At 46.0% G+C, this 25,100-nt stretch carries 22 protein-coding genes and 1 pseudogene; 19 read left to right on the top strand and 4 right to left on the bottom strand.

The window, feature by feature from the left end:
* Nucleotides 1–22: 22 nt before the first annotated feature.
* The 8 genes from ACBP55_RS37140 (at nucleotide 23) to ACBP55_RS37105 (ending at nucleotide 9,534) form a co-directional block, all read left to right on the top strand.
* Nucleotides 23–856 carry a DUF72 domain-containing protein gene (locus tag ACBP55_RS37140; RefSeq protein WP_464648556.1) on the top strand — a complete coding sequence of 278 codons (834 nt, stop codon included), beginning with the start codon at nucleotides 23–25 and terminating at the stop codon, nucleotides 854–856.
* 406 nt (nucleotides 857–1,262) lie between these two features.
* The gene (locus tag ACBP55_RS37135) at nucleotides 1,263–2,273 is read left to right on the top strand and encodes an ABC transporter substrate-binding protein (RefSeq protein WP_464648555.1); all 1,011 of its coding nucleotides are present in this window, start codon (nucleotides 1,263–1,265) and stop codon (nucleotides 2,271–2,273) included.
* 297 nt (nucleotides 2,274–2,570) lie between these two features.
* On the top strand, nucleotides 2,571–2,930 hold the full coding sequence (locus tag ACBP55_RS37130) for a Na-translocating system protein MpsC family protein (protein ID WP_464648554.1): 360 nt from the start codon (nucleotides 2,571–2,573) through the stop codon (nucleotides 2,928–2,930).
* A gap of 625 nt (nucleotides 2,931–3,555) precedes the next feature.
* Nucleotides 3,556–5,910: an FdhF/YdeP family oxidoreductase gene (locus ACBP55_RS37125; RefSeq protein WP_464648553.1), complete on the top strand. Its 2,355-nt coding sequence runs from the start codon at nucleotides 3,556–3,558 to the stop codon at nucleotides 5,908–5,910.
* Nucleotides 5,907–6,041: a formate dehydrogenase accessory sulfurtransferase FdhD gene (locus tag ACBP55_RS37120; RefSeq protein ID WP_464648552.1), complete on the top strand. Its 135-nt coding sequence runs from the start codon at nucleotides 5,907–5,909 to the stop codon at nucleotides 6,039–6,041. The genes ACBP55_RS37125 and ACBP55_RS37120 overlap by 4 nt, the downstream gene beginning before the upstream one ends.
* Nucleotides 6,042–6,146: 105 nt before the next feature.
* On the top strand, nucleotides 6,147–8,654 hold the full coding sequence (locus ACBP55_RS37115; protein ID WP_464648551.1) for a trypsin-like peptidase domain-containing protein: 2,508 nt from the start codon (nucleotides 6,147–6,149) through the stop codon (nucleotides 8,652–8,654).
* A 98-nt stretch (nucleotides 8,655–8,752) separates the two neighbouring features.
* Nucleotides 8,753–9,220 (top strand): VanZ family protein, encoded by a 468-nt coding sequence (locus ACBP55_RS37110; protein ID WP_464648550.1) that lies wholly within the window; start codon nucleotides 8,753–8,755, stop codon nucleotides 9,218–9,220.
* Nucleotides 9,221–9,279: 59 nt separating this feature from the next.
* Nucleotides 9,280–9,534, top strand: a complete 255-nt coding sequence (locus tag ACBP55_RS37105; RefSeq protein WP_464648549.1) for a hypothetical protein — start codon at nucleotides 9,280–9,282, stop codon at nucleotides 9,532–9,534.
* Between the two features lie 106 nt (nucleotides 9,535–9,640).
* On the opposite strand, the gene ACBP55_RS37100 is transcribed toward ACBP55_RS37105, so the two are convergent.
* Nucleotides 9,641–10,411 (bottom strand): pirin family protein, encoded by a 771-nt coding sequence (locus ACBP55_RS37100; protein WP_464648548.1) that lies wholly within the window; start codon nucleotides 10,409–10,411, stop codon nucleotides 9,641–9,643.
* A gap of 165 nt (nucleotides 10,412–10,576) precedes the next feature.
* Here ACBP55_RS37100 and ACBP55_RS37095 point away from each other — a divergent pair, with 165 nt between their 5' ends.
* The 3 genes from ACBP55_RS37095 to ACBP55_RS37085 all read left to right on the top strand — a co-directional run bounded on the left by ACBP55_RS37095 (nucleotide 10,577) and on the right by ACBP55_RS37085 (nucleotide 12,308).
* A complete protein-coding gene (locus tag ACBP55_RS37095) occupies nucleotides 10,577–10,993 on the top strand; it encodes a BlaI/MecI/CopY family transcriptional regulator (RefSeq protein WP_464648547.1) in 417 nt (138 codons plus the stop codon).
* A gap of 2 nt (nucleotides 10,994–10,995) precedes the next feature.
* Nucleotides 10,996–11,835: a M56 family metallopeptidase gene (locus tag ACBP55_RS37090; protein WP_464648546.1), complete on the top strand. Its 840-nt coding sequence runs from the start codon at nucleotides 10,996–10,998 to the stop codon at nucleotides 11,833–11,835.
* A gap of 188 nt (nucleotides 11,836–12,023) precedes the next feature.
* Nucleotides 12,024–12,308: a DUF2231 domain-containing protein gene (locus ACBP55_RS37085; RefSeq protein ID WP_464648545.1), complete on the top strand. Its 285-nt coding sequence runs from the start codon at nucleotides 12,024–12,026 to the stop codon at nucleotides 12,306–12,308.
* Nucleotides 12,309–12,683: 375 nt separating this feature from the next.
* Here ACBP55_RS37085 and ACBP55_RS37080 read toward each other — a convergent pair whose 3' ends face one another.
* A complete protein-coding gene (locus ACBP55_RS37080) occupies nucleotides 12,684–13,202 on the bottom strand; it encodes a GNAT family N-acetyltransferase (protein WP_464648544.1) in 519 nt (172 codons plus the stop codon).
* A 402-nt stretch (nucleotides 13,203–13,604) separates the two neighbouring features.
* On the opposite strand from ACBP55_RS37080, the pseudogene ACBP55_RS37075 reads away from it, so the two are divergent.
* Nucleotides 13,605–13,712 (top strand): annotated as a pseudogene (locus ACBP55_RS37075) (RCC1-like domain-containing protein); the annotation flags it as partial.
* 220 nt (nucleotides 13,713–13,932) lie between these two features.
* A complete protein-coding gene (locus ACBP55_RS37070) occupies nucleotides 13,933–14,454 on the top strand; it encodes a tyrosine-type recombinase/integrase (RefSeq protein WP_464648543.1) in 522 nt (173 codons plus the stop codon).
* 572 nt (nucleotides 14,455–15,026) lie between these two features.
* On the opposite strand, the gene ACBP55_RS37065 is transcribed toward ACBP55_RS37070, so the two are convergent.
* Nucleotides 15,027–15,203, bottom strand: a complete 177-nt coding sequence (locus ACBP55_RS37065; protein WP_464648542.1) for a hypothetical protein — start codon at nucleotides 15,201–15,203, stop codon at nucleotides 15,027–15,029.
* A gap of 556 nt (nucleotides 15,204–15,759) precedes the next feature.
* Here ACBP55_RS37065 and ACBP55_RS37060 point away from each other — a divergent pair.
* The 4 genes from ACBP55_RS37060 to ACBP55_RS37045 all read left to right on the top strand — a co-directional run bounded on the left by ACBP55_RS37060 (nucleotide 15,760) and on the right by ACBP55_RS37045 (nucleotide 20,433).
* Nucleotides 15,760–17,505 carry an ABC transporter ATP-binding protein gene (locus ACBP55_RS37060; RefSeq protein WP_464648541.1) on the top strand — a complete coding sequence of 582 codons (1,746 nt, stop codon included), beginning with the start codon at nucleotides 15,760–15,762 and terminating at the stop codon, nucleotides 17,503–17,505.
* A gap of 37 nt (nucleotides 17,506–17,542) precedes the next feature.
* Nucleotides 17,543–19,597: an ABC transporter ATP-binding protein gene (locus ACBP55_RS37055; RefSeq protein WP_464648540.1), complete on the top strand. Its 2,055-nt coding sequence runs from the start codon at nucleotides 17,543–17,545 to the stop codon at nucleotides 19,595–19,597.
* Nucleotides 19,598–19,780: 183 nt separating this feature from the next.
* Nucleotides 19,781–19,861 carry a putative holin-like toxin gene (locus tag ACBP55_RS37050; protein ID WP_326116494.1) on the top strand — a complete coding sequence of 27 codons (81 nt, stop codon included), beginning with the start codon at nucleotides 19,781–19,783 and terminating at the stop codon, nucleotides 19,859–19,861.
* Between the two features lie 257 nt (nucleotides 19,862–20,118).
* The gene (locus ACBP55_RS37045; RefSeq protein WP_464648539.1) at nucleotides 20,119–20,433 is read left to right on the top strand and encodes a hypothetical protein; all 315 of its coding nucleotides are present in this window, start codon (nucleotides 20,119–20,121) and stop codon (nucleotides 20,431–20,433) included.
* A gap of 456 nt (nucleotides 20,434–20,889) precedes the next feature.
* On the opposite strand, the gene ACBP55_RS37040 is transcribed toward ACBP55_RS37045, so the two are convergent.
* Nucleotides 20,890–21,513 (bottom strand): NAD(P)-dependent oxidoreductase, encoded by a 624-nt coding sequence (locus ACBP55_RS37040; RefSeq protein ID WP_464648538.1) that lies wholly within the window; start codon nucleotides 21,511–21,513, stop codon nucleotides 20,890–20,892.
* Between the two features lie 161 nt (nucleotides 21,514–21,674).
* On the opposite strand from ACBP55_RS37040, the gene rluF reads away from it, so the two are divergent.
* Together rluF and ACBP55_RS37030 are read left to right on the top strand one after the other, a co-directional pair.
* Nucleotides 21,675–22,388 carry a 23S rRNA pseudouridine(2604) synthase RluF gene (gene rluF / locus ACBP55_RS37035; RefSeq protein ID WP_464648537.1) on the top strand — a complete coding sequence of 238 codons (714 nt, stop codon included), beginning with the start codon at nucleotides 21,675–21,677 and terminating at the stop codon, nucleotides 22,386–22,388.
* Nucleotides 22,389–22,637: 249 nt separating this feature from the next.
* Nucleotides 22,638–24,998 (top strand): S-layer homology domain-containing protein, encoded by a 2,361-nt coding sequence (locus tag ACBP55_RS37030; protein WP_464648536.1) that lies wholly within the window; start codon nucleotides 22,638–22,640, stop codon nucleotides 24,996–24,998.
* The last annotated feature ends 102 nt before the right edge of the window (nucleotides 24,999–25,100 follow it).

Here is a 25,100-nt window from a genome sequence, read left to right as displayed (position 1 = left end):
GAATATCCGAGAGGTGAAGGGCATGATCAACATCGGTCTAGCCGGCTGGGGTGACCATGAGTTAGGCGGCAGCAAAGGGAAGCTGCGGGAGTATGGCGCACACTTTCCGATTGTGGAAGTGGATACATCTTTTTACGCTATCCAACCGGAGCGCAATTATATAAAATGGAACCAAGAGACGCCAGAACGCTTTGGTTTCATTATTAAGGCATACCAAGGAATGACGGGTCATTTGCGGGGGGAGAACCCTTTTACCGGTGGGATGGAGCAAATGTTTGAGGTGTTCCTACAGTCGATCCGACCTATTCAGGAAGCGGGGAAGCTTAAAGCTGTTCTGTTTCAATACCCGCCATGGTTTGATTGCAGTAAGACGAATGTGGATGTGCTGCGTGATGCCAAAGAGAAGATGGGTAATGTGCCCGTAGCGCTGGAATTCCGCCATCAGAGCTGGTTTACGGAGGAAATGCGCGACAAGACGCTCACCTTTATGCGGCGAGAGGGTTGGATGCATAGCATCTGTGACGAGCCGCAGGCCGGGATAGGTTCGGTGCCGACAGTGCTGGAGGCTACACATCCCGAGATGACGATGGTTCGATTCCACGGCCGCAATGTTGGCGGATGGGTGCAAAACAACGAGGTGAATTGGCGCGACGTACGGTATTTATACAATTACAACCAGCAGGAGCTGCTGGAGTGGAAGACATGGCTGCTAGAGCTGCAGCAGCATACACAAGAGGTATGCGTGATCTTCAATAACAATTCAGGCGGACATGCCGCAGGGAATGCCAAGGAATTGATGGGGCTGCTTGGTTTAGAATATGAAGGGTTGGGACCACGGCAGTTGGATTTGTTTTAGCAATCACATAGGGTTGTTCATTTGCGTGTTGCAAGATTTTCGGGCTATAGTAAGGGTAATAAGTAATTGGGGCTGAGTATAAGCAAATAAGGAGAGTTAGACAATGGTTGGTGCCATCATCTTAGGTATTATTGCCCTTTTGATCATCGTGGGTTTGACATTCTGGGTAACGAAGAAAGCGTACTCCCGTAAATGGGAAGAAGAGGATAACGATTGAGTCACTGAATACGAAATGGAATGCTAAAAAGCGCCAGCCTTCAAAATGAAGGTTGGTCTTTTTTTTTATAAAGAGGGCCATGAGCCTGTAGAGATATTGACATTTGTTAGTAAAGGAATTAGGATGTTAAAAGATAATGATAATCATTCTCATAATAATTTTAATAATTTAAAGGGGAGATAACTATTTATGCATAGCCATTTTTCTGCTGCAAATCGTACATATGGAGGTAATCTGCTTGTTCTTATCACGATATTTACGCTGATCCTAGCTGGTTGCGGACAACAAACGGATACTTCGAAGTCAAATGCTGCAGCTACCACGAATACGAAGAAAGAAAGCAAACCTGTTCAGTCGGAAGAGTATACCGTTAAACATGCCATGGGCGAGACAAAGATAAAAGGCACTCCCAAAAAAGTTGTCGTATTAACAAATGAAGGTACAGAAGCCGTACTCTCGATGGGGATTAAGCCTGTTGGTGCGGTGAAGTCTTTTACATTAGGAGATTGGTATGATCATATCAAAACGGATATGGAAGGCGTGAAAGTAGTTGGGGACGAAAATCAACCGAATTTAGAAATGATCGCTTCCCTGAAGCCTGATTTAATCATCGGAAATAAGGTGCGTCAGGAAAAAGTATATGAGCAGCTGTCAGCGATTGCTCCTACTGTATTTTCGGAAAGACTATCTGGCGATTGGCAGATCAACTTCAAGCTGTATGCGGAAGCTTTGAACAAAAAGGCTGAGGGCGATAAAATCATTGGAGATTTCGAGAAACGCATCACAGATTTCAAAGCGAAAGCAGGCGATCAGCTAAAGACGAAGGTATCGATTGTTCGTTTTATGCCGGGTAAAGTTCGTATCTATATGAAGGATACCTTCTCAGGGGTTATTCTCAATAAACTGGGCTTCCAGCGTCCTGCTTCGCAGAATCAAGATAAATTCGCAGATGATCTGACGAAAGAACGTATTCCGGATATGAACGGGGACATTCTGTTCTACTTCACATGGGATAACGAAAAGGGCGAAGCGAATAAAATTGAGCAAGAATGGACGAATGATCCGCTTTGGAAAAACCTCGATGTCGTGAAACAAGGCAAGGTGTATAAAGTAAGTGACGCGGTTTGGAATACGGCAGGCGGAATTAAAGCGGCTAATTTATTGCTGGATGACTTGGAGAAATATTTTCTGAAAAAATAATTCGCTTAAAGCAGAATTACTTATAGCAGGAAGTGAGAGAGTGGGCAAAGTTGTCCGCTCTTTTTTTACCACATAAGAAAGTATAAGTTTTCGGTACCCGAAAACCGCTTTCTTATTGGCGATAAAACATAATATAGGGATCTTTGGTCGTAGACCAAAGTCTCTCCTCGTTAAACGCGGTCGCTCATCTTAGATGGCGTCGATAGAGGTTTTCTCATAGATGAGTCTAGCGACTCGGTTGTCAGGTATACGCTTTCTTGCTATGATTGAAGCAGTACATATAAAGGTGGCTGGCCGATGAACCGAATGGAGGCCGAATTTAGTAACCTAGTGAAGGCTTATCGCAAAAAGCATATGGGTAAGGGGCCGGAGCGCGTGATGACGACCTTCTGTAAATGCTGGGCGATATGCGAAATGGCAGGAAACCTCTCTCCCGTAGAAAAGTTTATAGCGAAAACCGGCGATGGCAGACAAATGCTCCGCACGGCTCGCACGGAAATGGTGAAAGAGATTTATAAAGAACACCCCCCTATCGAGATGGAGGAGCTGCTTGGCGCGAAGTTCGTTAAGCTGTTCGTCGATATCGATATTGAGCTGGATGAGGGGATGTCGGTGTTCGTTTTTGATCAGGATTTGGAAAAGAAGTTTTGTAGGTAGAGATGATGTAAAAAGTGCATCTATTTTCGGCTAAATAGCGGTGATATCAGAGAAAGCTGTAAATTGTGCAGTAAAATTAGCTGCTTTTGACGTTTTTGCCTGAATCGGGTCAGATTAGCTGTAGGAAATGCATCAAATTCATTAAATCTAGGATGTTAAGACGAATTTGCTGCACTTTATGCAGCTGCGGTTTAAATGGAAGTCATTAAGTAAGAGAATTTCCGTAAATAACAGCTCAAATAGCAGCATATACATAGGTAAAGGTGCTTGGCACTTGGTAGCGAACCTGCCGGAGACTAACCACTGTAAGACAAGACTTGAGGCTTCCTCTGATGAGAGGAGGTCTGGGTATTGTTTTGCGGTGGTTTTTTGCTTGCTGGGGTGATTGGAGCAGCTATCGAGTGTACGGAGTAGGGGGAAGCGATAGTGAAAGGATGCTGTGCGAGCTGGACGTGGGGGAAGTGACTTGAGGATCTGAGCCAATGGGATAGCGGTTATAGTGGAGGCTGAGCGAGCTTTATTAATGATTTGTTTGTTGGTATGAAGTTGGGAAAATACTAGAGCAAAAACAAGAGAAAAAAGACTGAAAGAGATATAAATATAGAGCCAAAGGAGCGTTTTTTAGATGGGGAAAACGAAGCATACGGGGCCAATCAAGCTGCCCGCTAAACCAGATCCGAAGCTATGGGTCAGCAAGGTGCCATTCGGACTTGGGAAAATAAAGCCGCAGCATATTCGTGAAACGGCAAAAATCGCCTGGCAGAATCGCGATAATCTGCCCTATGCGTATCGCATTCTGACGCAAGGGGTATGCGATGGCTGCGCGCTAGGCGTATCAGGACTTTACGACCAAACGCTGGCGGGACCGCATCTCTGTACAACGCGGCTGAATGTGCTGCGTTTGAACACGATGCCGGCGATTCGTGAGGAGCTGCTGCATGCGGACATCGATGAGCTGAGCCGCATGAGCAGCACCGAGCTCAGACAGCTCGGGCGTATCCCTTATCCGCTCATCCGCCGCCATGGGGAGCGGAAATTCAGCCGAGCCACATGGGATGAGGCGCTGGACACGATTGCAGGAAAGATTCGTACGATTGATCCGAAGCAGATGGCTTTTTATTTGACGGCTCGGGGGATTACGAACGAGTCGTACTATGTGGCAGCGAAGGTGGCTAGGTTGCTCGGTACGAACAACATCGACAACGCCTCGCGAATTTGCCACTCTCCGTCGAAGACGGCTCTTAAGCGCTCCGTTGGCGTTGGCGCTTCGACGTGCAATTACAAGGACTGGATCGGTACGGACGTCCTGGTGTTCTGGGGCAGCGTGGCCGCGAATAACCAGCCGGTCTCGACGAAGTATATGTACGCGGCCAAGCGCAAAGGGACGAAGATCATTGTCATTAACCCGTACTACGAGCCGTCCATGGAGCAGTACTGGATTCCTTCGATTCCCGAATCCGCGTTATTCGGGACGAAGCTGGCTGACGATGTGTATCAAGTGAACATCGGCGGGGATATCGGCTTCATGAACGGCGTCATGAAGGTGTGGTTCGAGATGGAGGAGCGTGAGCCGGGCTCCGCGATTGATCATGCGTTCGTGCAGGCGCACACGAACGGGCTAGAACAGCTGCGCGCACACGTGGCGCAGCAGGACTGGACGACGCTGGAACAGTCGTCCGGCCTCACCCGCGAACGCATGCGCGAGTTCGCGGAGCTGCTGGCGCGTGCCAAGAGCGCGGTTTTCGTGTGGAGCATGGGGCTCACACAACACCGCTTCGGCACGGACAACATCTCGCAGGTGGCGAATCTCGCCCTCCTGCGGGGCTTCCTCGGCCGCGAGCACTGTGGGCTGATGCCCATCCGCGGCCACAGCGGCGTACAGGGATCTGGCGAAATGGGCGCCGATCCCTTCAGCCTGCCGGGCGGCGAAATCGCCAGCGCCGCCGACCGCGCAAGAATCGAGCAGCTCTGGGGGTTCGAGCTGCCGACATGGCAGGGTGACATCGTCGGTGTCACCCTGGAGAACGCGCTCCTGCCCGAGGAGCAGGAGCGGAAGCTCCGGATGTTCTACACATCCGGCGGCAACTTCCTCGAGACGATGCCGGACCCGGCATTCGTCCGCGAAGCCCTCACAAGCATCGATGTCCGTGTTCACCAGGACATCATCCTGAACACCTCCACGCTGCTTGACGCGCGGGAGGCTGTGGTGGTGCTGCCCGCGATGACGCGTTACGAGCAGCCCGGAGGGGGCACGTCCACCTCCACGGAGCGGATGGTGTACTTCTCACCCGAGATCGCCGGCCCTCGGATCGGCGAAGCCCGCGCGGAGTGGGCGATCTACGTCGATCTCGCTCGCCGCGTGAAACCGGATGCCGCCGAGCAGCTCGGCTGCGGCACCGCAGAAGCCATCCGCGCGGAAATCGCTCTAGCCGCGCCGAGTTATGGCGGCATCCAACACCTGCGTGAGCGCGGTGATGTGTTTCAATACGGCGGCGCGTGGCTGTGCGAGGACGGCGTCTGTCCGACGCCGGATGGCCGCGGCGCGCTGCTGCCGATTGAGCTTCCGGAGCTGCGGAAGCCGGAAGGGCATTTCGCGGTGACGACGCGCCGCGGCAAGCAGTTCAATTCGATGATCTACAGCGACATCGATCCATTCAATGAAGCAGATCGCTACGATGTGCTTATTCATAACGACGACGCTAGCGCTCTTTCTTTGAATGAAGGTGAGGCGATCGTCATCTACAACAGCTACGGCAGCATGCACGGAAGGGTAAAGCGTGCCGACGTAAAACCAGGCAACATCGAGGTGCATTGGCCCGAAGGAAACTCTTTGATTCCCAAAGGTGTTTATGAACAGTATGCAGGCATCCCGGAGTATAACACGGCAGTCATTGTAGAGAAGGCAGAAACCTACCACGCTCACAAGGATACACGCTATGTGGAACGGCGCATTCAAGAACTGGAGACAGAAGTAGAGTGAAGCTATTTTTGTCGAAATCTGCCCCAACAGATCTGGCACTTCGCTTGGCTCTGGATCAAGGTATTACGGTTGTTGGCTTCACCCCTATGGAACAATTATCGGGGTATTCGCACCCCGAACGCATAACGTAATGTCGATAATGCCCTCATTTTGTGGAAATATTTGTATTGTTTCTCTATCTTAATTATGCTAGATTCTAGCTATTGCCATCTTTTGTTAAGAGAGGAAACACAACAATGGGGAATTGGAATGCTTTTACGAAAAAAGGAATCACCGTGTTGATTGCAGCCTTCTTACTTGTCTCTCTGCAGGGACCTGCAACCATTTATGCAGCCGAAGTGAATGCTGAGGTTCCGAAGGTCATTGAGAAGACATCGCCTTCTGTGGTAGCTATTATAGGAAAGCCTTCATCTGATTCGGATAAATCGTTAGACAAGAACCGTTTTAATCTCGCGCATGGAACGGGAGTCATTGTGGAATCGAATGGCGTCATCGTGACGAATGCGCATGTGGTCAAAGATATGAAGAATATCGTCGTCGTTACGTCGAATGGTACCACTTATAATGGACGTGCAACGAATATCGATGAAGAGAGCGATTTAGCCTTGGTCAAAATCGATGCGACCGGCTTGTCGCCTGCGAAATTCGCTTCTTCCTCTGATATCAAAGTGGGTGAAACCGTGGCCGCCATCGGGACTCCGATTTCTTTTGCCCTCAGGAACTCCGTTACCGTTGGGATTGTCAGCGGGCTTGACCGTTCCGTGAGCTCGCAATATCAGCTTATTCAAACGGATGCGGCCATTAACCCTGGTAACAGCGGGGGTGCTTTGATCAACATGAATGGTGAAGTCATTGGGATTAATACGATGAAATATGCGGATATCGGTGTCGAAAACCTCGGGTTCGCAATTCCGGTGGATACTGTCAAATATGTATTAAAGCATTTTCAGCTTTACGGCAAAGTAAAACGTCCTTATCTCGGTTTGGAGCTGGAAGAAAGCTGGGAAGCGGTTGTTGGGTTACCAAGTTCTACGGGTTTAAGAGTTGCCTATGTTGAGCCCGATTCACCAGCAGCCAAAGCTGGCATTCAGCAAGATGATCTATTCGTATCGATCGGCACAAGTAAAGTGAAGACGCTGGTGGATTACAATGAGGCGATTAAAAAGTTTTTGCCAGGTGAAACGATCGAAATAACCATTCAATCAGGAAATTCCACCAAATCGAAGTCAGTTACACTAGGGGAAGCGCAGCAAAAGGAAATGAAACGTACGCAGGACGCAGAGGGTTCTTACTTGGATGCGGACCGCGGCAAAACGAAAATCGGCGATAGCCACTACGGATGGTCTATGAAATACCCGGCGGGCTTAGTAAAAGGTCATCAATCCGATGATGGCGACTCCGTCAGTTTCGTGGATGCGAAAGGGGACTTCTCCCTATCGATTAAAGTAGAAAGCAATCAAACCGACGAGCTGTCACCTTCAGCGCTTCTGAACAGATTGGCGAGCGGTGATGAAGACAGTTATTCCGGCGCTTCGACCATTTTGGAACGTCAGTATGTGAAGCGTGAAGGTAATCCCTATGCCAAAATTGTCGGTCGCTCAGGGGATGAAGGCTATATCCAGACCCGCGGATACCTTCACCAAGGCAGCTTATACACGGTGCAATTATTTGTATCGAAAGAGCATTACAACAACAATTTTAAGCAAAATAGCTACAACGATCTGCTGGATAGCTTTAAGGTTTCCTTTAATGATAAGGATGAGTCGCTGAAAGACATTTCAGTTTACTCTGGCGGCAATACAACCTACAAGAACGAGTATGGCTTATCCTTTGATCTGCCCTCCAATTGGCAGCAAGGCGGTTATTCGAGCAGTTCCTCCTTCTTTAATGATGACTATTCCCAAACGCTTCATGTCAGCGTAACCTCAGCCTCATCCGGTGATACACTGGGGGCGTGGGTGGATCGTCAGCGTAAGCAGTTTGAAGATTCCTATGCGCCCAAATACCGCAGTATGAAAGAGCCCGAGGAGATAACCTTAGCCGGAGTGCCTGCGCTGAAAGTAACCTTTGCAAGTACATTGGGCAATAAGTGGAACGCTGGCATTTCCCTCTTTTTTATTAAGGATAAGTATAAATATGAGTTGGATATGAACTATCCGCAAGAGGAAGACAAGGCAACGCTTGAGGATATCATGAAAACATTAACTGCTACGATCAAAGTGGATAAAGAAAGCATGGATCAAGAGCTTGGCTTCATTCAGGATCTGGATGAACTCATGGATCCCAATCGTACGGTTGCTTACAGAAATGAGAAATTCAAATACGCGCTGCAAATTCCAGAGATCTGGACCAGCAGCAAGTCGTACGATAACAAAGATCAAGTGAATAAGACGTTCCTCTTCACAGGCGGGCACTTGAGCGTTGGTGCAGAAACCAAAACCACTTACGAAGAGATGGTTAAAGAGGAAGATGCCGCTCAGAAGAAGAGTCACGATAACGATAATGACTATACGTTTACCGATGCGGATGTCATGCTATTCGGTAGTGTAAAGGCTAAGAAGTATGAGATCAGCTATGCAAGCGCCAAGATTCCTTACAAGGAAACGATCTACATTTTCAATAAAAATAATATTTCTTACACCGCTACGCTCCGTATGGATGATGCGGTTCGCACCGAAGCCAATCTGGCTCGGCTGAACAAGGCTTTTGAGTCATTCAAATTTTTGGATGGTGTAAAAAAATAGAGATGTCGCTAATCGAGAAACCTCTCATCGGTCATCAAGGCTGAAGGGAGGTTTCTTGTTTTAACCTTGGATGACTTCTCTAAAAGGGGATACAAACCATGAAAATGAAGGTTGTTCGACCGCTCATTTGGCTGCTTTTCATAGGCTACACGAGCTGTTTGCTGTATTGGATGTTTCTAGGCTTCGGGCGACATATGCACACGACAGGGCAACTCGCTTACAATATCGTCCCTTTTCGAACGATTGGTATGTATGTGCTGCATGTTGATTCGTTTTCTACCCGAACTTGGATCATTAATTTGTTTGGCAACATTGGTGTTTTCACTCCTTATGGTTTTTTACTGCCTTATTTATTTCGCTCCGCCAAACGTTATGGTCCGTTCCTTCTGTACTTTGGATGTCCTCTTTTAGGCTTGGAATTGCTGCAAATGCTGCTGCGGGTAGGCAGCTTCGATGTTGATGATGTGATACTGAATGTGCTTGGAGCCAGTATATCCTTTGTTCTTTTTGGGGCTGTTGGACGAGGCTTAACGGGAAGAGAATCAAATAGAAGGTATAAAATGTGACCAAATGCCTCAACATAGCGGGTGTAACGAATTAACCCCAGAGGAGGAATTTAATCACCATGACTCAGCCAGATTCAAGTCTACAATCACAGAATCCGATATCCTCAGCTCAAAACTCAGTAGATAATGTCCATGCAGCCGTTTCTCGTGCGATGTCTCATCCAACGTCGCAGACGACGCAAGAAGCTCAGAATTCAATCGCCCATGCGGAAAGAGCGCTGGATCAAGCGATGGATCAATCGGATTCGCCAGCAGTGCAGCAGGCTGTCCAATCACTGAACGATGAAAAGGCAAGGCTGCAGAGTAACCAATAATATAAAGAGGCTCGTCCCTTTTACCAAAGAACACTTTCTTTTTGTTTTAGAAAAATGAGAGGCTGCCCCTCAGTCATTTTTTATGACTTTTGGGACAGCCTCTTGCTTATTTATGATATAACGCATAGCCGGGATCTTCTGGAACTTCAATGGCAATGATGCGCAGGCCTTGATTGCTATCCGCCTTCAGTTGAAGAATTTCACCTTCCGTGGTAGCTTGGATTATCGCAAAGTCCTTGTGGGACCAAGTTTGCAGCTCACCCGCGGCGGTCTTACTGGTTCCTTGTCCTCGAATAACGAGGAAGGATAGCGGGCGGTTTGGCGTAAGGGTGTAGCTGAATTCGGAACCAGGCTCAAGGCTCCAATCGTACATGTTAACGTCCGTATCCAGCTTAATGGGGGAATCCCCGCCGATTACGGTTTTCATCGTTGCTCCACCGCTATGGCGGGTTGAGAATTTCTCATGCTCATATTGATGATAAGTGGCAGGCTTTTTCACAGTCTGACTCAGGTGCGGCTCGAACCAGATTTGCATCGCTTCGCTGCCTGCTCGGCGGAACGCCTCTGCGTGATAAACACCGGAACCGGCTTGAATGACTTGCGCACCGCCATCTGTTACTGTTTCCAAGGAACCCAGGGAATCCTTGTGCTCTACGAGACCATCGATGACATAAGTGACAATTTCGAACGCTTTATGAGGATGCATTCCGATCTCCGAAACCTCGGAAGCTTTGCCCCAAGCCCAGTAGAATAAGGGACCGACGCGGTCAACAGCCGTTTTCTCACCCGGAAAGCTGATGGCTCGTTGTTCCAGGAATTTGCCTCCGTCAAATGCGCCAACGCCCTGTTGCTCAGCTGAAAATACTTGGATTTTCATAGTAACAGCCCCTTCGCTATAAAATGTTTAATTACTTACTATATGTAAGTTATTATAAGTCTTTTCTATCCGGCTGTCAAAGCCTTATCGATTATCCAACTGGGGTAAATCTTGACTTCGCATCTACCCCGAACTACAATTTCTAATGTAAGGAGTGTGACTATAATGAAAATGCAAAACTTTAAATATGAAGGAAGCGGACTTAACCGCTTTTTCGGCCCCTTAGAAGCAAAGATTATGGAAATTCTCTGGACCAACTCCCTTGAAATGACGATTAAAGATGTCCAACAGAAATTGGATCAAGACAAAAACATTAATTTCAATACCGTTATGACGGTTATGAACCGCTTGGTAGTCAAAGGAATTCTGCAAAAGAAATCCGTTGTCAGATCGTTTAAGTACAAACCCGTCGTTACGAGAGATGAGTTCATGGAAACTCAATCCAAAGAGCTTACTTTTGACCTTATCGAAGAGTTTGGTTCTTTGGCCGTCACTCATATGGTGGATGCGCTTGATAAAGTAGACCCCGATCTGCTCGACAAGCTGGAGCAAAAAATTAAAGATATCAAAAAGGATCGATGACGATGTTGGAAACACGGTTCAAATGGTTGTATGCTGCGTCACTCGCCTTATCGGGGGCTATTTTAGGACAAATGTTACTCTACGCGCTCCAGCAAATTTTCAAATGGAAATCGTTATATAATATATTTGATTTATGTGTCATTTTATTCAAAGATCTTCATGTCCCTGCTCCCGTTGCTTGGCATGTAGTGAATGCCATTATCCTCTACTCATTTAGTGCAGTCCTTTGGATTTCGGCTCGTCATTTTCTCGGTTCCATTAAATCTATGAAGCTCGTAGAAATGTATCAAGACCCTCATCTAACAGAGCAATACCGCGATAAATTTCAGCTTGCTGAAGGTCGTTTCCAGATCATTTCCTACAAAGCTCCCATCGCGATGACGATAGGGCTGTGGAAGCCACGGATGATCCTATCATCCGGACTTATGGACATGCTGGAACCTAACGAGCTGCACGCTGTTATCGAGCATGAGAAGTGCCATATGGAGCATAGAGATCCTCTCGCTATCTTCCTGCTTTCGATAATATCCAAGTCCATGTGGTACATTCCAATATTCGCTTGGTTGGCAGATAAATACCCTATTATGATTGAACTTAGGGCAGACAAATATGCCATTACACAAATGAAACAGTCCGCACATTTAGGCAGTGCTCTCCTCAAACTACTCAAACAATCACCAACACCGCATGTATCCTTATCTCACGCCTCATTCGCCGAAACATCAATGAATGTTCGCATCATGCATATTCTCGATCCACAGATGAAAATCTCATTCAAATGGCCCCTTGTACGGCTGCTCATTTCTCTCTTAACAATTATTTTACTTGTGGGACTTATTTAAGATAGGATGCTATTGGTTTACATTTAGCAGTCGGAGTCCATGTCAGATAAGTTGACGGGCTTCGACAAAAAATGCCGAAAAGTCTTGACTTTTCGGATATCCAAAACTACACTTTGTAGTGTGAAATCGGCGCGCTCGGGGCTATCGCAAGTGTCCTAACAGGCCCATCCCCATGGCGTAATCCACTAGTGGTTCCGCATGAGTTTTATGCGAAATTAACGATGGTTTTGTCAATCGTGTTAGCGATTGTACGCGTTGGCTTACTGATCTGGAAAAAGAAAGAATTGGGTCGTAACCCTATCTACTTGATTGGTTCGCTCGCGGCAGTTATCCTAGTTGGCTATACAGGACATATTGGCGGACAAATGGTACATAAACCGGTTCCAGCTAAGACGGCTGTTCCTGCTGCATCACCTGGAGCATCACCTGCAGCATCCTCGGCACCGACGCCAACAGTAGCACCAGCGAAATAATGAAAAAGGGTTATCCAAAGGCTTGCGGCCTTTTGGATATCCCTTTTTTTGTGTTGCTTGACGAGGGTGGACAAGCCTGGTCAAACAATGAATAACCCTGGCGTACGATCATTTTTAAAAAAATGAACATCGAAGGCTTAGTTTTCCATAAAGTTCTAGTTAATTTACTAGGCTAAATATATCATAAGGTTAGTAGGGAATTTTCGAATATTGATAAACGACCTAACCATCTATCGCAAGAAGTTATTGTGAAGTTGATGGAATCTAAAAAAGTCGATTACTTAAAGTTTAGGGAAGCGGCTTTTTTGGATGAAAATCTGCTTAGCGTACAAAATTTCCGGAATATTGGCGGTATTCCTGGATAAAGAAATATTTTCAATCAATTTTTTTAATCATTATATAAAGTAAGTGTGTTACATCCCCTACATAAACGTTATTACTACCATTAGTTTCAAACCCCATTTTTTCATAAAATTTAATTGCTTCTTTATTTTTCTCCAAAACTTCTAACCAAATAGATGTTTTATTTCGAATTTTCGCTATTTCTAACACTTTATTTAAAAGGAATTTTCCAAGTCCTTTTCCTTGAAAATTCTTTCTTAAATAAATTCGCTGAATTTCAAGTGAATGGGAATCAGTTATATAAGTTTGGGCTTCATCTACATTGACCTTCAAATATCCAGCAAGTTCTTCATTAACATATAAGAAAAGGAAAGTTGATGAAACGTTGGACAATTCCTTTTCTAACTGTTCTGAATTAAAGGATTTTTGTAAATAAGATTCCATATTTTCGGGCGTATTTAAATGCTTAAATGAATCAATATATGTTTCACAGCCTATTTCATGAAGCGTATGTAAGTCTTCAATTGTACACTTTCTAGTATTTGTTTTCATTCTAAAATCCTTCTCCTCATAATTATTTTTCATTATTTTACCATATTTATTAGTTAGGAACGATAGCGAAAGACTCCTTGTTCAAACATCGCACACTTAAGTATTAGGCTTCTTTTAATCCTTTTCTTTGTTGAACTAACTTGTTTAAAGCATTTACCCTTTGAGGTTCCTGCTTAGGAAGTATACTTACCCGTTGTGTTTTAAGTATAGGGACACTTCATTTTTGAAATTAGAATCCACAAGTTTCAGTCCGATTTTAAACAACTTTATTATCATAATTATTGGTTTATCTTCTTATGATCATCGAAATGAAACAACTTAATTTATTATTTGATTTAAAATTTAAACGGTATTATACGAGTTTGACACTTCAAAATTAAACGACTTTATTGTTATTACACAATTGTGGCGATAGCGGTGGGTAGTAATCATACCATCGGCCTTAAATCGGACGGCACGGTGGTTGCAGTGGGTGATAATGAATATGGCCAATGCGATGTAAGCGGTTAGCGAGACATCCAACTGCCCGGCAATTAGTTTTCAATATTATTAATACAAATGTTTTACAGTCCTTTTCATGTAAAATTCCGCTATCAAAGAACGGTAGTTCAAAAATACAGCGACAAGTCTAGGACTTTATATTCTCGTCCAAGACTGTCGCTGCGTTTCTCAAAGCCCGTAATATCAAGCAATACAGTCTATAACTTTATTTTCATCATACAACTATGAAGTGGTTTGGAAGGCTAAGAATTTTCAGGACATGATGATCGTGAAAACTCTCATGTATACAGGTGTCCGGGTCAGTGAGTTAATCAACATTAAGCTGGCGGACATCGATTTTCATTACTGTCAGATCAGGATCAACAAAGGGAAAGGTAGCAAAGATCGCATTGTTCCATTTCCTCAGAATTTCAAAGGACTGCTGGCCATGCACGCGGATTCGATGAAAAAGAAGCAAGCGGCCTATTTGTTTGAGTCCTCATGGAAGAAAAAGTACACGGACAGGGGAATTCGCATTTTGGCCAAATATTCAGAGGAGGCTAAGTTATTTCAAAATCTGTCTCCTCATAAATTACGTCACTTTCTATTGACCTGGCTAAAAAAACAAGGTATCGATGACGCGCTGATTCAACCGTATTCTGGCAATGAAAGCAGAAAGTCATTAGAAGTTTATTCTAAGCTTGCGATTACCGATGCGCAAAATTCCAGCGGTTGTATATTTCGAGTCAACTCCAAACATCTATTGAAATAAATTTTAAGGAATGATTAAATGACTGTGATAGCAATTTCTATTGCATTTTTCCTTTTACTTTTTTCCATTTTTCATTAAATAAAAATGGTCATAAATCTACAAAATATTTTTATATCGGAATTATATTAGTTTCCTTGTTTGTGACTGCATGGGTAGTAATGCAAGGAAATAATCAGGCATTAGCTGGATTCTTTCTCCTTATAGTAGTAGCAGTAGGAGTAGGGAAAAACATCAAACGCCAGAATCGTTAAGTTTTTAAAAAAAGAAACCGAAATGTAGGTTTCTTTTTTTTGTGTAAGTTTGGGTTAGAAGAAATAACAGAAATAATAAAATTAAATTTTCTCATCAGAAGTAAAAGGAGCTACCATTTTAGGATGCAGCTCCTTTTACTTCTTCACAAAATAAGCGATTTTATACATATGTCTGAACATACACGTTTAATAATTTCCGCATTCATTTAAACCTCCAATTTATAATGTCATGATCTAACCATAGAGCATAAATTGGCTCACCTATATCGTCGATTAGATGAAGCCTAAACTGGCGGGATTGTGCGGGTAAGCGCGCCAGAGCTACTTGTCCCGAACCAATTCCAGCTCCTCCAGCGTATAACGATGCTCCCACAAAAATATCATATCGTACTGTGTCGAATCTCTTTCGACAAAGCGCGCGATGCCGGCGATGACTCCCCCGATAACAACTCCAAAAGCGACAATCCAACCCATCAGAGCAAACACTTTATCGACCATGCACATCCACTCCTCTATGCGCTATGAACCTATATACTATGGATATGCCGCCATATTTTGAAACATGTGTGACAATTCAATGGGGTTAAAAGGCGAGTAAATTCATCCGAAATAACGAGGTAAGATAGTTTGTTTATAGTCTTTTTCTCCGATTGACACAGACTCGCCAAGGATGGTAAGATCACCTCTGTAAGCAAGAATATACAACTTTTGGAAGAGAAGTTCCTACAATGCATGATTTTTAACAACAACACTAAAGGAGGGTTTCAAAATGATTGATATGGTTATGGATCCTATTACCCATCGCAGATTTACAGATAAAAACCATACAATTTCATATTTGGTAACCCGAATGTTAGCCGGAAGCGCATGATTTGTGCTTGTTCGGCTGCTGCCGCCCCTTCACATACGCTATTCAAAAGCGCGGGTTACGAAGAAGTTCGTAACGAGCGCTTTTCTGTTTCATAGAAGGCATATCGCTGCGTGCGGTGTGCCTTTTTTGTGTGGATTTTAGGTCATTTTGGACAGCACCATTTGAGAGGAGTGACATCATTACATGTTTACGGTATTAAAAAAATTAGCTTGGTTTTTCCGAATGAATTGGATTCGTTACACGATCGCCATTGGACTGCTTATTATTGTTGGAATCATTGATGTAATTCCACCGAAATTGATTGGCTATGCGATTGATGGCATACACATGGGAACTTTGACGGGCAGTAAATTGATCCAATTGCTCGCTTTTTGGGGGGCGCTAATTGTAGCTGGATATGGGTTATCCTACGTCTGGCTGTATCAGCTATTTGGCGGTGCTTTCGTGCTGGAGCGCATTCTTCGATCCCGATTAATGAGGCAGCTGCTGCGGATGACGCCAACCTTCTATGAGCGTAACCGCACGGGTGACCTGATGGCGAGAGCGACGAACGACCTGCAAGCGGTGTCGACGACAGCGGGCTTTGGGATATTGACCTTCGTAGACTCAACGCTATTCATGCTTACGATCCTAGGTATGATGGGCTTCTTCATTAGCTGGAAGCTGACGATTGCCTCGATTATCCCGCTGCCCATTATGGCCGTTGCGATTACGATCTATGGGGGACGCATCCATGAAAGGTTCTTGCTCGCTCAGAATGCCTTTGGAGAAATGAACGATCGCGTGCTGGAGACGATAGCCGGGGTTCGCGTCATCCGCGCTTTTGTACAAGAGAAAGCTAGTGAACAAAGCTTCAAAACGATGACAGACGATGTATATCGCAAAAATATTGCGGTTGCCGTGATCGACGCCCTTTTTGAACCAACGGTCAAAATCCTAGTGGGCATTTCCTACTTAATTGGATTATGTTACGGCGGATATTTGGTATTTCACAGTGAACTGACGCTCGGAGAGCTCGTGTCCTTTAATACATTCCTTGGAATGCTGATCTGGCCGATGTTCGCCATTGGCGAGTTAATGAACATTATGCAGCGCGGGAATGCCTCCCTCGATCGGGTGAATGAAACACTTGGTTATAAACCGGATGTAAAAGAGGATCCCAAAGCGACGACGCTGCTGCTGCCGAACTCAATTAGCTTTAAAGATGTTACATTCCGCTATCCTTCTTCTTCAATCGATAACTTGGTGAATATTAATTTCCACTTGCAGCGTGGACAGACGCTTGGAATTGTAGGACGCACGGGAAGCGGAAAATCAACGCTGCTTAAACAGCTGCTGAGAGAGTATCCATTAGGTCAAGGTGCGATTGTTATATCGGAAACGCCAATCGAGAAATTAACCATCGACACGCTGCATGGCTGGATTGGTTACGTGCCGCAAGAGCCGATTCTATTCTCCAAAACAGTAAAAGAGAACATCATGTTCGGACGCAGCCAAGGAACGGAGGAAGAGCTGATACAAGCGCTTGAGCTGGCCGCATTCCGCAAGGACGTGGAGTTCTTGCCAGAAGGCCTTCAAACGTTGGTGGGTGAAAAAGGCGTCGCCTTATCCGGCGGTCAGAAACAGCGCGTTTCCATTGCTCGTGCGCTTTATGTAGACCCCGAAATCCTCATGCTGGACGATGCGCTTTCTGCGGTGGACGCCAAAACAGAGGCAGAAATCATCCGCGGCATTCGGTCGGAACGTGCAGGCAAAACGACACTTATTACAACGCACCGACTCTCTGCTGTTCAGCATGCGGATTGGATTCTTGTGCTGGATGAGGGGTATATCGTGGAAGAAGGCACACATGAGCAGCTTGTCGCTCTCGGCGGCTGGTATAAGGAACAGTATGATCGTCAGCAGTTAGAAGAACAGACAAAGGTTTAGTAAATAGATATCCGATGAAAAGAAGGTGAGAACCCTCATGAAACAAACAGGTAAGCGGTTATTTCAATACGCGACGTTATTCAAAAAGCCCCTGCTCATTGCGCTGTTATTCTTATCGGTTGCGGTGGCAACGGAACTGGCAGGACCTTTTATTGCGAGACAGATGATTGATACACACATTCTCGGTATCGAGAAGCCGTGGTACGAGACAACGTCTGCGACGCAAACTGATAAGGCCGTCCCAGCGGGTGGAGTTTTTTATAAGCGAAGCGATAACTTCGCAGAAGGCGAGCCGAAGGGGAAGGAAGTTCGCATTTTGCAGGTGGGGAGCCAATTCGTATGGGTGGATCAGCAGATCACCTTTGATGGCGTACGCAAGCTAGCAGACAATGGTAAGCTTACAATTACACAAGGGACGGAAGAAGCGGAGTATGCCGTTAAGAAGCTGAGTATTCAAGAGCTTTACACGTTCTATAAACCGGAATTTAACAGTCTAATGAAGCTTGCGGGCTTATATTTTCTGCTAATTATTATTGGTGCAGGCTTTACTTATGGACAAAAGTATTTACTTCAATCGGCGGCGAATCGGATTATCCAGCGCATGAGAAGTGATGTTTTTGCACAAATCCAGCGACTGCCGATCAACTATTTTGATAATCAGCCTGCGGGCAAAATTGTGTCGAGGATTACCAATGATACGGAGTCTGTCAGGGACCTGTATGTACAGGTGCTTGCGAACTTTTTTACAGGTACGATCTATATTGTGGGCATCATCGCGGCTTTATTCGTTCTAGATTACAGATTGGCTTTATTCACACTTCCGGTTATTCCGCTGCTTTATGTTTGGATCATTGTTTACCGTAAATATGCCTCCTTTTATAATCATGAAATTCGGGAGCGGATCGGCTCGATCAATGGGATGATCAATGAGGCGATTCAAGGCATGACGATCATTCAAGCTTTTCGCCGGCAAAAGGAAACGATCCAAGAATTCGAACAATTGAACGATGAATATACGAAATATCAAAATAAACTGCTTAGCTTGAACTCGCTGACCTCTCATAACCTGATGAATGTGGTTCGGAACTTATTCTTCTTCGGTCTGATCTGGTATGTCGGGGGCAGTTCAATCAACACATTGATCACCGTCGGTGTACTGTATGCTTTCGTCGATTACCTGAACCGGATGTTTCATCCGATGGTCGGGATTGTAAATCAGCTGCCGAATTTGGAGCGTGCGCTAGTATCCGCTGACCGTGTATTCGAGCTGCTCGATGAGCAGGGTATTGACGTGGCCACGGAAAAAGCGGATCGCTATCTCGGCAATGTGAAGTTCGAGCACGTTCGATTCGCCTACAAAGAAGGGGAGGATGTGCTCAAGGACATCTCTTTCGAGGCGAAACAGGGGCAGACGGTGGCGCTTGTCGGCCATACCGGATCGGGCAAAAGCTCGATCTTGAATCTGCTCTTCCGCTTCTACGATGTGAATGAAGGCCGGATCACAGTGGACGGCCGTGATGTGCGGGAGATGCCCAAACAGCTGCTGCGTCAGCATATGGGCATCGTGCTGCAAGATCCGTTCCTGTTCACAGGGACGATCGCGTCCAATGTTAGCCTGGACGATCCGTCCATCACCCGAGAACGGGTGGAGGCTGCGCTGCGCGAAGTAGGCTCAGATGAGATGTTTAAGAGCCTGCCGCACGGCATCGATGAGCCCGTGATCGAGAAGGGCAGCACGCTGTCTGCCGGGCAGCGGCAGCTGATTTCTTTTGCCCGGGCGCTGGCGTTCGACCCGGCGATTTTGATCCTCGATGAGGCGACGGCCTCCATCGATACGGAGACCGAGGCCATCATTCAGGCCGCGCTCGAAGTGCTTTCGAAGGGGCGGACCACCTTCATCATTGCCCACCGCCTGTCGACGATTAAGAGCGCCGACCAGATTCTTGTGCTCGACCACGGGGAGATCGTCGAGCGTGGCAACCATGAGGAGCTGATGGGGCTCCTCGGTCGGTACTACCAGATGTACCAGCTGCAGCAGGGACATCCGGAAACAGCCTCGGCCGCTGAAAGCGAAGTGCGCAGCGTGTTGTAGGGCAGGGAGCCAGCCGTCGGACTTATTGTCCGGAGGCTGGCTTTGGCTTTTCTGAGAAACGGTATATGAAATGCTGCTGTCATCGTATAATTGATCGTATAGATTAGTTGTGTATTTCTAGAATTTGATCAGCAATAGTTTCACTACCCTTTAGGAAATTGAGGTAAAGAAAAAGCCTACCGAATGGTAGACTTTGTAATAATCATGCTTGCGTTCGGTAGCTTTATACTGGCGCTATTGACATACATCGATAAACGAAAGTAACCCACTCGTATAGGTTGACGACCTAGTGGGTTACTAACTCTACAATTCGGAGGGTATTCACACCCAAGTCTGTGCAGGAGATGGTGTTGGTCGCACCGTCTCTTTGTTATTATAATCATACTACGTATGCTTTAGACACGCAATATAAAAGGAAAACAACCTCCAACACGGACAAGGCTCTTTAACCGCACTAAAGACTATCTGTCGGCTCTATGCTACAATAAGTAATATTTCCCTATTTGAAATGGAGGAGCACCATGCGTCCAGAAACGATTCGATTGTTAAACCTGCTTCAGCTGCTGTCCGAAATAGCAATTGCTGTCGGATACTTACTTGGTCTTATTCCGTTTGTATATTTGTGGTCGTGCTCGTGGGTGATCCCACTCGTGTTCGTCAACCTGGTCTTTGCCATCCTCACAAGCAATGGGACCACGACCAAGACGGTCATCAATATTGTTATGGCTTTCTTGAGTTTTATTCCAGTCGCGGGATACCTTTTCCGTGTGGTTGGGATCGTTATTTCGTGGATCAACATCCAGGCATTGGCGAAGGGAAGAAGCAGAGGTTACTAGTTGTACAAAAAAGACGGGTGAAGGCCAGTTTAGCTGGCTTCCATCCGTCTTTTTTACATAATTTTGGTTATGGGGTGTGTGGTGACGAAGTTAAAAAGGTAAGGCAAGTTGTACTGCGTACAACAATTTCCTTGATTTCTGCTTGGAAAGCTCAGATTGTTGTATACTCAACAACAATTTAGCCAGTTTATAGGCTATAGAGCTACTTTAGGCTAATATTGTTGTATTTTTTGCAACAATCACGTGGACAACAGCGGATTAGCTTGCCTAAAGTTGTACAAAGTACAACAATCACACGGATGGGTAAGCGAATGTTTCAGGATTACGTCTCTTGGGTGTAGCTTGCTTTGCCTCAACCATAAATGAATCTCAACCAAGGACGGCGTAAGCCGTTTGTAATATTTGTTTGCTCTGTTTCTGCTCTGTTTCTGCTCCGTTCTGCTCCGTTCTGCTCTGCTAATAAGCAATCCCCACACGACACCTCACATACTCGCCCTCGAGAGCAACTCGGTACGTGAAAGCCGCGGTATCGCCCACGGAGATGGACATCCCGCCATCGGGCAAATAGTCCCTTTCGATGCGGTACTGCCCTTGTGGCTCGCCGTCGGGCAAATAAGTTGGACAGATGACTGTCCAACTTAAGCCCGAGGCAGCGAGCTGCTCCCACGCCTTGCGATGCTCTTCGGCAGCTCGTGTTGAAGAGCGCCGGGAGTCCGGCGCCTCATAGCCAAGCAAGCCGGGATGCTCTCTGCTTTGCAGAATGCCGGCTGTACCGACAGTGACTATTCGGCTTACGCCGTGTGTCTTCATAGCCTCTATGAGTAGAGGCGTAAACTCTGTCAGCACCGTGCCGCCATCGGTGCCGAGGCAGCTTATGACCAGCTCCGCTCCGCGGAGGGCACTATGTAGATCTACTCCGTTACAAGCGTCCCCTTGAAGCTTGGTTAAGCCTTCGGAGTGAATCCCCGAGAGCTTCTCTGGGCTTCGAACGAGTACAGTGACTTCGTGTCCGTCCACTAGTGCTTTTTCCAATATTCTTCTTCCTACTCTACCTGTGGCTCCTAGTATGAGAATACGCACGTTGGTGCCCCCTTGATTCGTTAATGGTTACCATTATTATACGCCTATCACACTCGGGGAGGGAATTTACGTCGATCCCTTTGAATGCTACTTGAACCGAGTGAGCGAATCCAGCATAATAGTAGGTACTTGATTACGGCATAGAAGGGAATTTCCCAAGCATGAGAATTAATAAATTTATTAGCGAAACTGGTGTTTGCTCCAGACGTGAAGCGGACAAGTGGGTAGAAGCGAAGCGTGTTACGATTAATGGTGAGCTTGCTGGGTTGGGAAGCGTCGTGGGCCCTGGAGACGAAGTTCGGATTGACGGTCGGCCAATCGGTGAGAAGAAGGAGCATGTGTATATTGCTCTCAACAAGCCTGTAGGGATCACGAGTACTACCGAAGCGCATATCAGGGGCAACATTGTTGATTTCGTCGGGCATTCGGAGCGTATTTTTCCGATTGGGAGACTGGATAAAGATTCCGAAGGGCTCATCCTTCTGACCAATAACGGAGATATTGTGAACCAGATTCTGCGAGCGGAGAATAACCATGATAAAGAGTACATCGTGACGGTCAATCGGCCGATTACACCGATGTTTTTGCAAGGAATGGGCAGCGGGGTTCGCATTCTGGGGACGATGACGAAGCCTTGTGAGATTTACCAAGTTGGCGACCGCGTTTTCCGAATCATTCTCACGCAAGGGCTTAACCGGCAAATACGCCGGATGTGCGAGGCGTTCGGGTATCGCGTAGTGCGTCTGCAGAGAGTTCGGATCATGCATATCCATCTCGGTAATTTGAAGGTGGGCAAATGGCGGAATTTGACGCAAGGTGAAATGCAAGATTTAATGCACACACTTAGCAAAGAGAACACCCAGTCGAGTCGATAGTTCAGTTAATAAAAGCACATGTATGAACACCTGATAAAAGGGTTCTCAGACATGTGTTTTTTGTTAGTTATCCTAGATTTTTTAGCCATGAACCGTTTCGATCTAGTGGCATTTCGTGTAAATAAAAATATATAGCGGTTATCTAGTTTCTAAAGCAACTTTTTTCCAGGTTTACACGTCGAGGATTATTATGGAAACTCTATGTCTCTAAAGCTTTTGGAACGTAAAACGTTGAGGAGGAAGATGACTTTGAAATTAATCAAACAAGCAGGAACGTTGGTGCTCGCTTCTACACTGTTGCTCACTGCTGCGCCTGGGGTTTGGGCGGTTGAAGCTGGTGTTGGAAGTACGTCGATTGCACCCCCTGTATATCCAGGTAAAGAGGATAAGCAGTTGGATGCCAAAATTACCAAAGAGCAAGCCATTGAACGAGTGAAGACCTACATAACGCTGCCTGAAGGCTATACATTTCAATCCATTAGTCTGAATGCTTATTACAACATGAATGGCCGGAATTTCCCGACGTGGAACATTAATTACACTAAAATGGTGAAAGATCGGAATTACGGCTCTTTAAACGTATCGATTAACGGCTTGGACGGAACGCTGACTTCCTTTTCCATGAATGATAATGACCCTGACCACAAGCCAAGCTATCCGCCAAAGGTGGATTTCAAAGCTGCCAAGGAAGTCGCTTCTGCCTTCATTAGCAAAGTGAATCCAGATAAGCAGAAGGAGCTTGTATACAATGATGCAGAGGAGAATGCATTTCGTACGCCGCTGAACGGTAATTACCAGTACAATATTCGCTTCGATCGCTCTGTTGGCGGTGTGCCTTTTGCTCCAAATGGTATTAATGTGACTGTCAACGGGGAAGGACAAGTTACGAATTATAACTATAATTGGGATGACAATGTCACGTTTCAGCAGAATGTAACACCGATTTCTAAGGAGAATGCTGCCCAAAAGTTCCGCGATAAGGCGAATCTTTCTTTACTTTACCAGATTCCATACGGTGCCAAAGGCAAGAAATTGCCGATTACTTCTTACATGATGGGAGGCTTCTCCCTGAATGCAGAAACAGGCGAAATCTGGAGTCCAGTCAAAGGGATGGAAGATACAGAGGGGAATAAGCCGTTAACCGACAAGCCTCTAGCTGCTAAGCCGGCTGCTAATTTGGACCTGACGAAGGAAGAGGCTATTAAGAAGGTAACAACGGTTTTCAACCTATCACCTGACTACAAAATCCAAGAAGCCTCCTATAATGAATCGACGAACCCTGAAACGGGGGAAACCAATTCGAACTGGAATTTAAGTTGGAATGAGACGTCTGAAAAGGATTCCAAGGTCAAAATCGTTGGCAAAGGCGCATGGGCTAGCGTGAATAGTAAATCTGGAGAGATTACAAATTTCAGCAGCTACATTCCTTACGGTCCTGACGCCAATAAAGATGTAGAGGGTAAAATTGCCCTAGAAGATGCGATAACAACAGGTGTTGATTTTGTGAAAAAGCAGCTTCCTGCCTATACGGATCAGTTGTCGCTTCGTGTTCAAACGGTTAAAAATTATTCGGAAGATCAGCTGAAGCATATGCGCAATTGGGATATTAGCTTTAAGCGCGTGATTGATGGCGTAAATGCCGGGAATGAAGAAGTGACGGTGAGCATCGATCGTGTGACTGGTCAAATTGTTGGCTATCACTTCTCCATCAGCAATCTGCCATATCCTCAGCAAAAGCCGCAGGTGTTGGCTATCGATAAAGCCAAAGATCTTTGGCTCGCGCAGTTCGACATTAAGTTGAATTATATGGCCCAAGGCAGCGGGTTCATCGGTGGAATTCCGCTAGAGAAGTACAGAGTGATGGTGGCAGCTGGGGATGTCCCCCAATCCATGGATATGAAGACAGACGGGAAACTAGATGCTAAGCTCGTCTATTCACTCGTTCCCAAATTTAACCGTGAACCTTTTCTCTTGGATGCGCAAACCGGTCAATGGCGGAATAGTGAAACGGGTGATGTGATTTCCTTGGATAAAGTGACAGTAAGCGATATTGACAACCACTGGGCTAAAAATGAACTTCAGCTTATGCTGGATTATCAAGCGCTGGATGTGAAGGATGGCAAAGTGAATCCGGATCAAACCATTCAACGTGGTGAGTTGGTCAAAATGCTCGTTATTGCCATGAATGGCGGTAACGGTGGTATTTATTACGGGGCGGAACGGAAGGCATCTTTCGCTGATGTGAGCAAGTCTTCTCCTTTTTTTGCCTATGTCGAAAATGCGGTTGATCGCGGTTTGCTGGATGTAGGTGCTGATTTCAACCCGGAAGCTGCGATGAATCGGGAAGAAATGGCACAGCTAATTGTGAAGGCGCTTGGCTATAAGAGCCTGACGAAGTTCGACGGTATTTTCAATAGTAATTTCGCAGATGCTGCTAAGCTTAAGCATGTGGGTGACGCAGCCATTGTGGTGGGGTTGAATATTATGTCTCTGGACGAGGGACAATTCGTACCTGGGCAAGAAGTGACGAAAGCACAGGCGGCCAGCGCCTTCTACCGCTTCTTGCAAAGACGGTCTGAGCTTCAGGAACAGCCTCGTTACTATTACTAAGTGAGGAGATTTAGTTCATAACCATTACAAGAAGCCTCTAATCCACTTATTAGTGGGTTTGAGGCTTCTTGTGGTTGAGCGGGCTATAGATGTTATCGTACA

Source organism: Paenibacillus sp. WG02, assembly GCF_055396115.1.
Note: the sequence above shows the minus strand (reverse complement) of the source record. Positions and strands in the feature narration are given on the sequence as shown.

What these genes read in the sequence shown, in the direction of transcription:
- ACBP55_RS37140 (WP_464648556.1), top strand. Translation starts at nt 23, where the DNA reads ATGATCAACATCGGTCTAGCCGGCTGGGGTGACCATGAGTTAGGCGGC.
- ACBP55_RS37135 (WP_464648555.1), top strand. Translation starts at nt 1,263, where the DNA reads ATGCATAGCCATTTTTCTGCTGCAAATCGTACATATGGAGGTAATCTG.
- ACBP55_RS37130 (WP_464648554.1), top strand. Translation starts at nt 2,571, where the DNA reads ATGAACCGAATGGAGGCCGAATTTAGTAACCTAGTGAAGGCTTATCGC.
- ACBP55_RS37125 (WP_464648553.1), top strand. Translation starts at nt 3,556, where the DNA reads ATGGGGAAAACGAAGCATACGGGGCCAATCAAGCTGCCCGCTAAACCA.
- ACBP55_RS37115 (WP_464648551.1), top strand. Translation starts at nt 6,147, where the DNA reads ATGGGGAATTGGAATGCTTTTACGAAAAAAGGAATCACCGTGTTGATT.
- ACBP55_RS37110 (WP_464648550.1), top strand. Translation starts at nt 8,753, where the DNA reads ATGAAAATGAAGGTTGTTCGACCGCTCATTTGGCTGCTTTTCATAGGC.
- ACBP55_RS37105 (WP_464648549.1), top strand. Translation starts at nt 9,280, where the DNA reads ATGACTCAGCCAGATTCAAGTCTACAATCACAGAATCCGATATCCTCA.
- ACBP55_RS37100 (WP_464648548.1), bottom strand. Translation starts at nt 10,411, where the DNA reads ATGAAAATCCAAGTATTTTCAGCTGAGCAACAGGGCGTTGGCGCATTT.
- ACBP55_RS37095 (WP_464648547.1), top strand. Translation starts at nt 10,577, where the DNA reads ATGAAAATGCAAAACTTTAAATATGAAGGAAGCGGACTTAACCGCTTT.
- ACBP55_RS37090 (WP_464648546.1), top strand. Translation starts at nt 10,996, where the DNA reads ATGTTGGAAACACGGTTCAAATGGTTGTATGCTGCGTCACTCGCCTTA.
- ACBP55_RS37080 (WP_464648544.1), bottom strand. Translation starts at nt 13,202, where the DNA reads ATGAAAACAAATACTAGAAAGTGTACAATTGAAGACTTACATACGCTT.
- ACBP55_RS37065 (WP_464648542.1), bottom strand. Translation starts at nt 15,203, where the DNA reads ATGGTCGATAAAGTGTTTGCTCTGATGGGTTGGATTGTCGCTTTTGGA.
- ACBP55_RS37060 (WP_464648541.1), top strand. Translation starts at nt 15,760, where the DNA reads ATGTTTACGGTATTAAAAAAATTAGCTTGGTTTTTCCGAATGAATTGG.
- ACBP55_RS37055 (WP_464648540.1), top strand. Translation starts at nt 17,543, where the DNA reads ATGAAACAAACAGGTAAGCGGTTATTTCAATACGCGACGTTATTCAAA.
- ACBP55_RS37050 (WP_326116494.1), top strand. Translation starts at nt 19,781, where the DNA reads ATGGTAGACTTTGTAATAATCATGCTTGCGTTCGGTAGCTTTATACTG.
- ACBP55_RS37045 (WP_464648539.1), top strand. Translation starts at nt 20,119, where the DNA reads ATGCGTCCAGAAACGATTCGATTGTTAAACCTGCTTCAGCTGCTGTCC.
- rluF (WP_464648537.1), top strand. Translation starts at nt 21,675, where the DNA reads ATGAGAATTAATAAATTTATTAGCGAAACTGGTGTTTGCTCCAGACGT.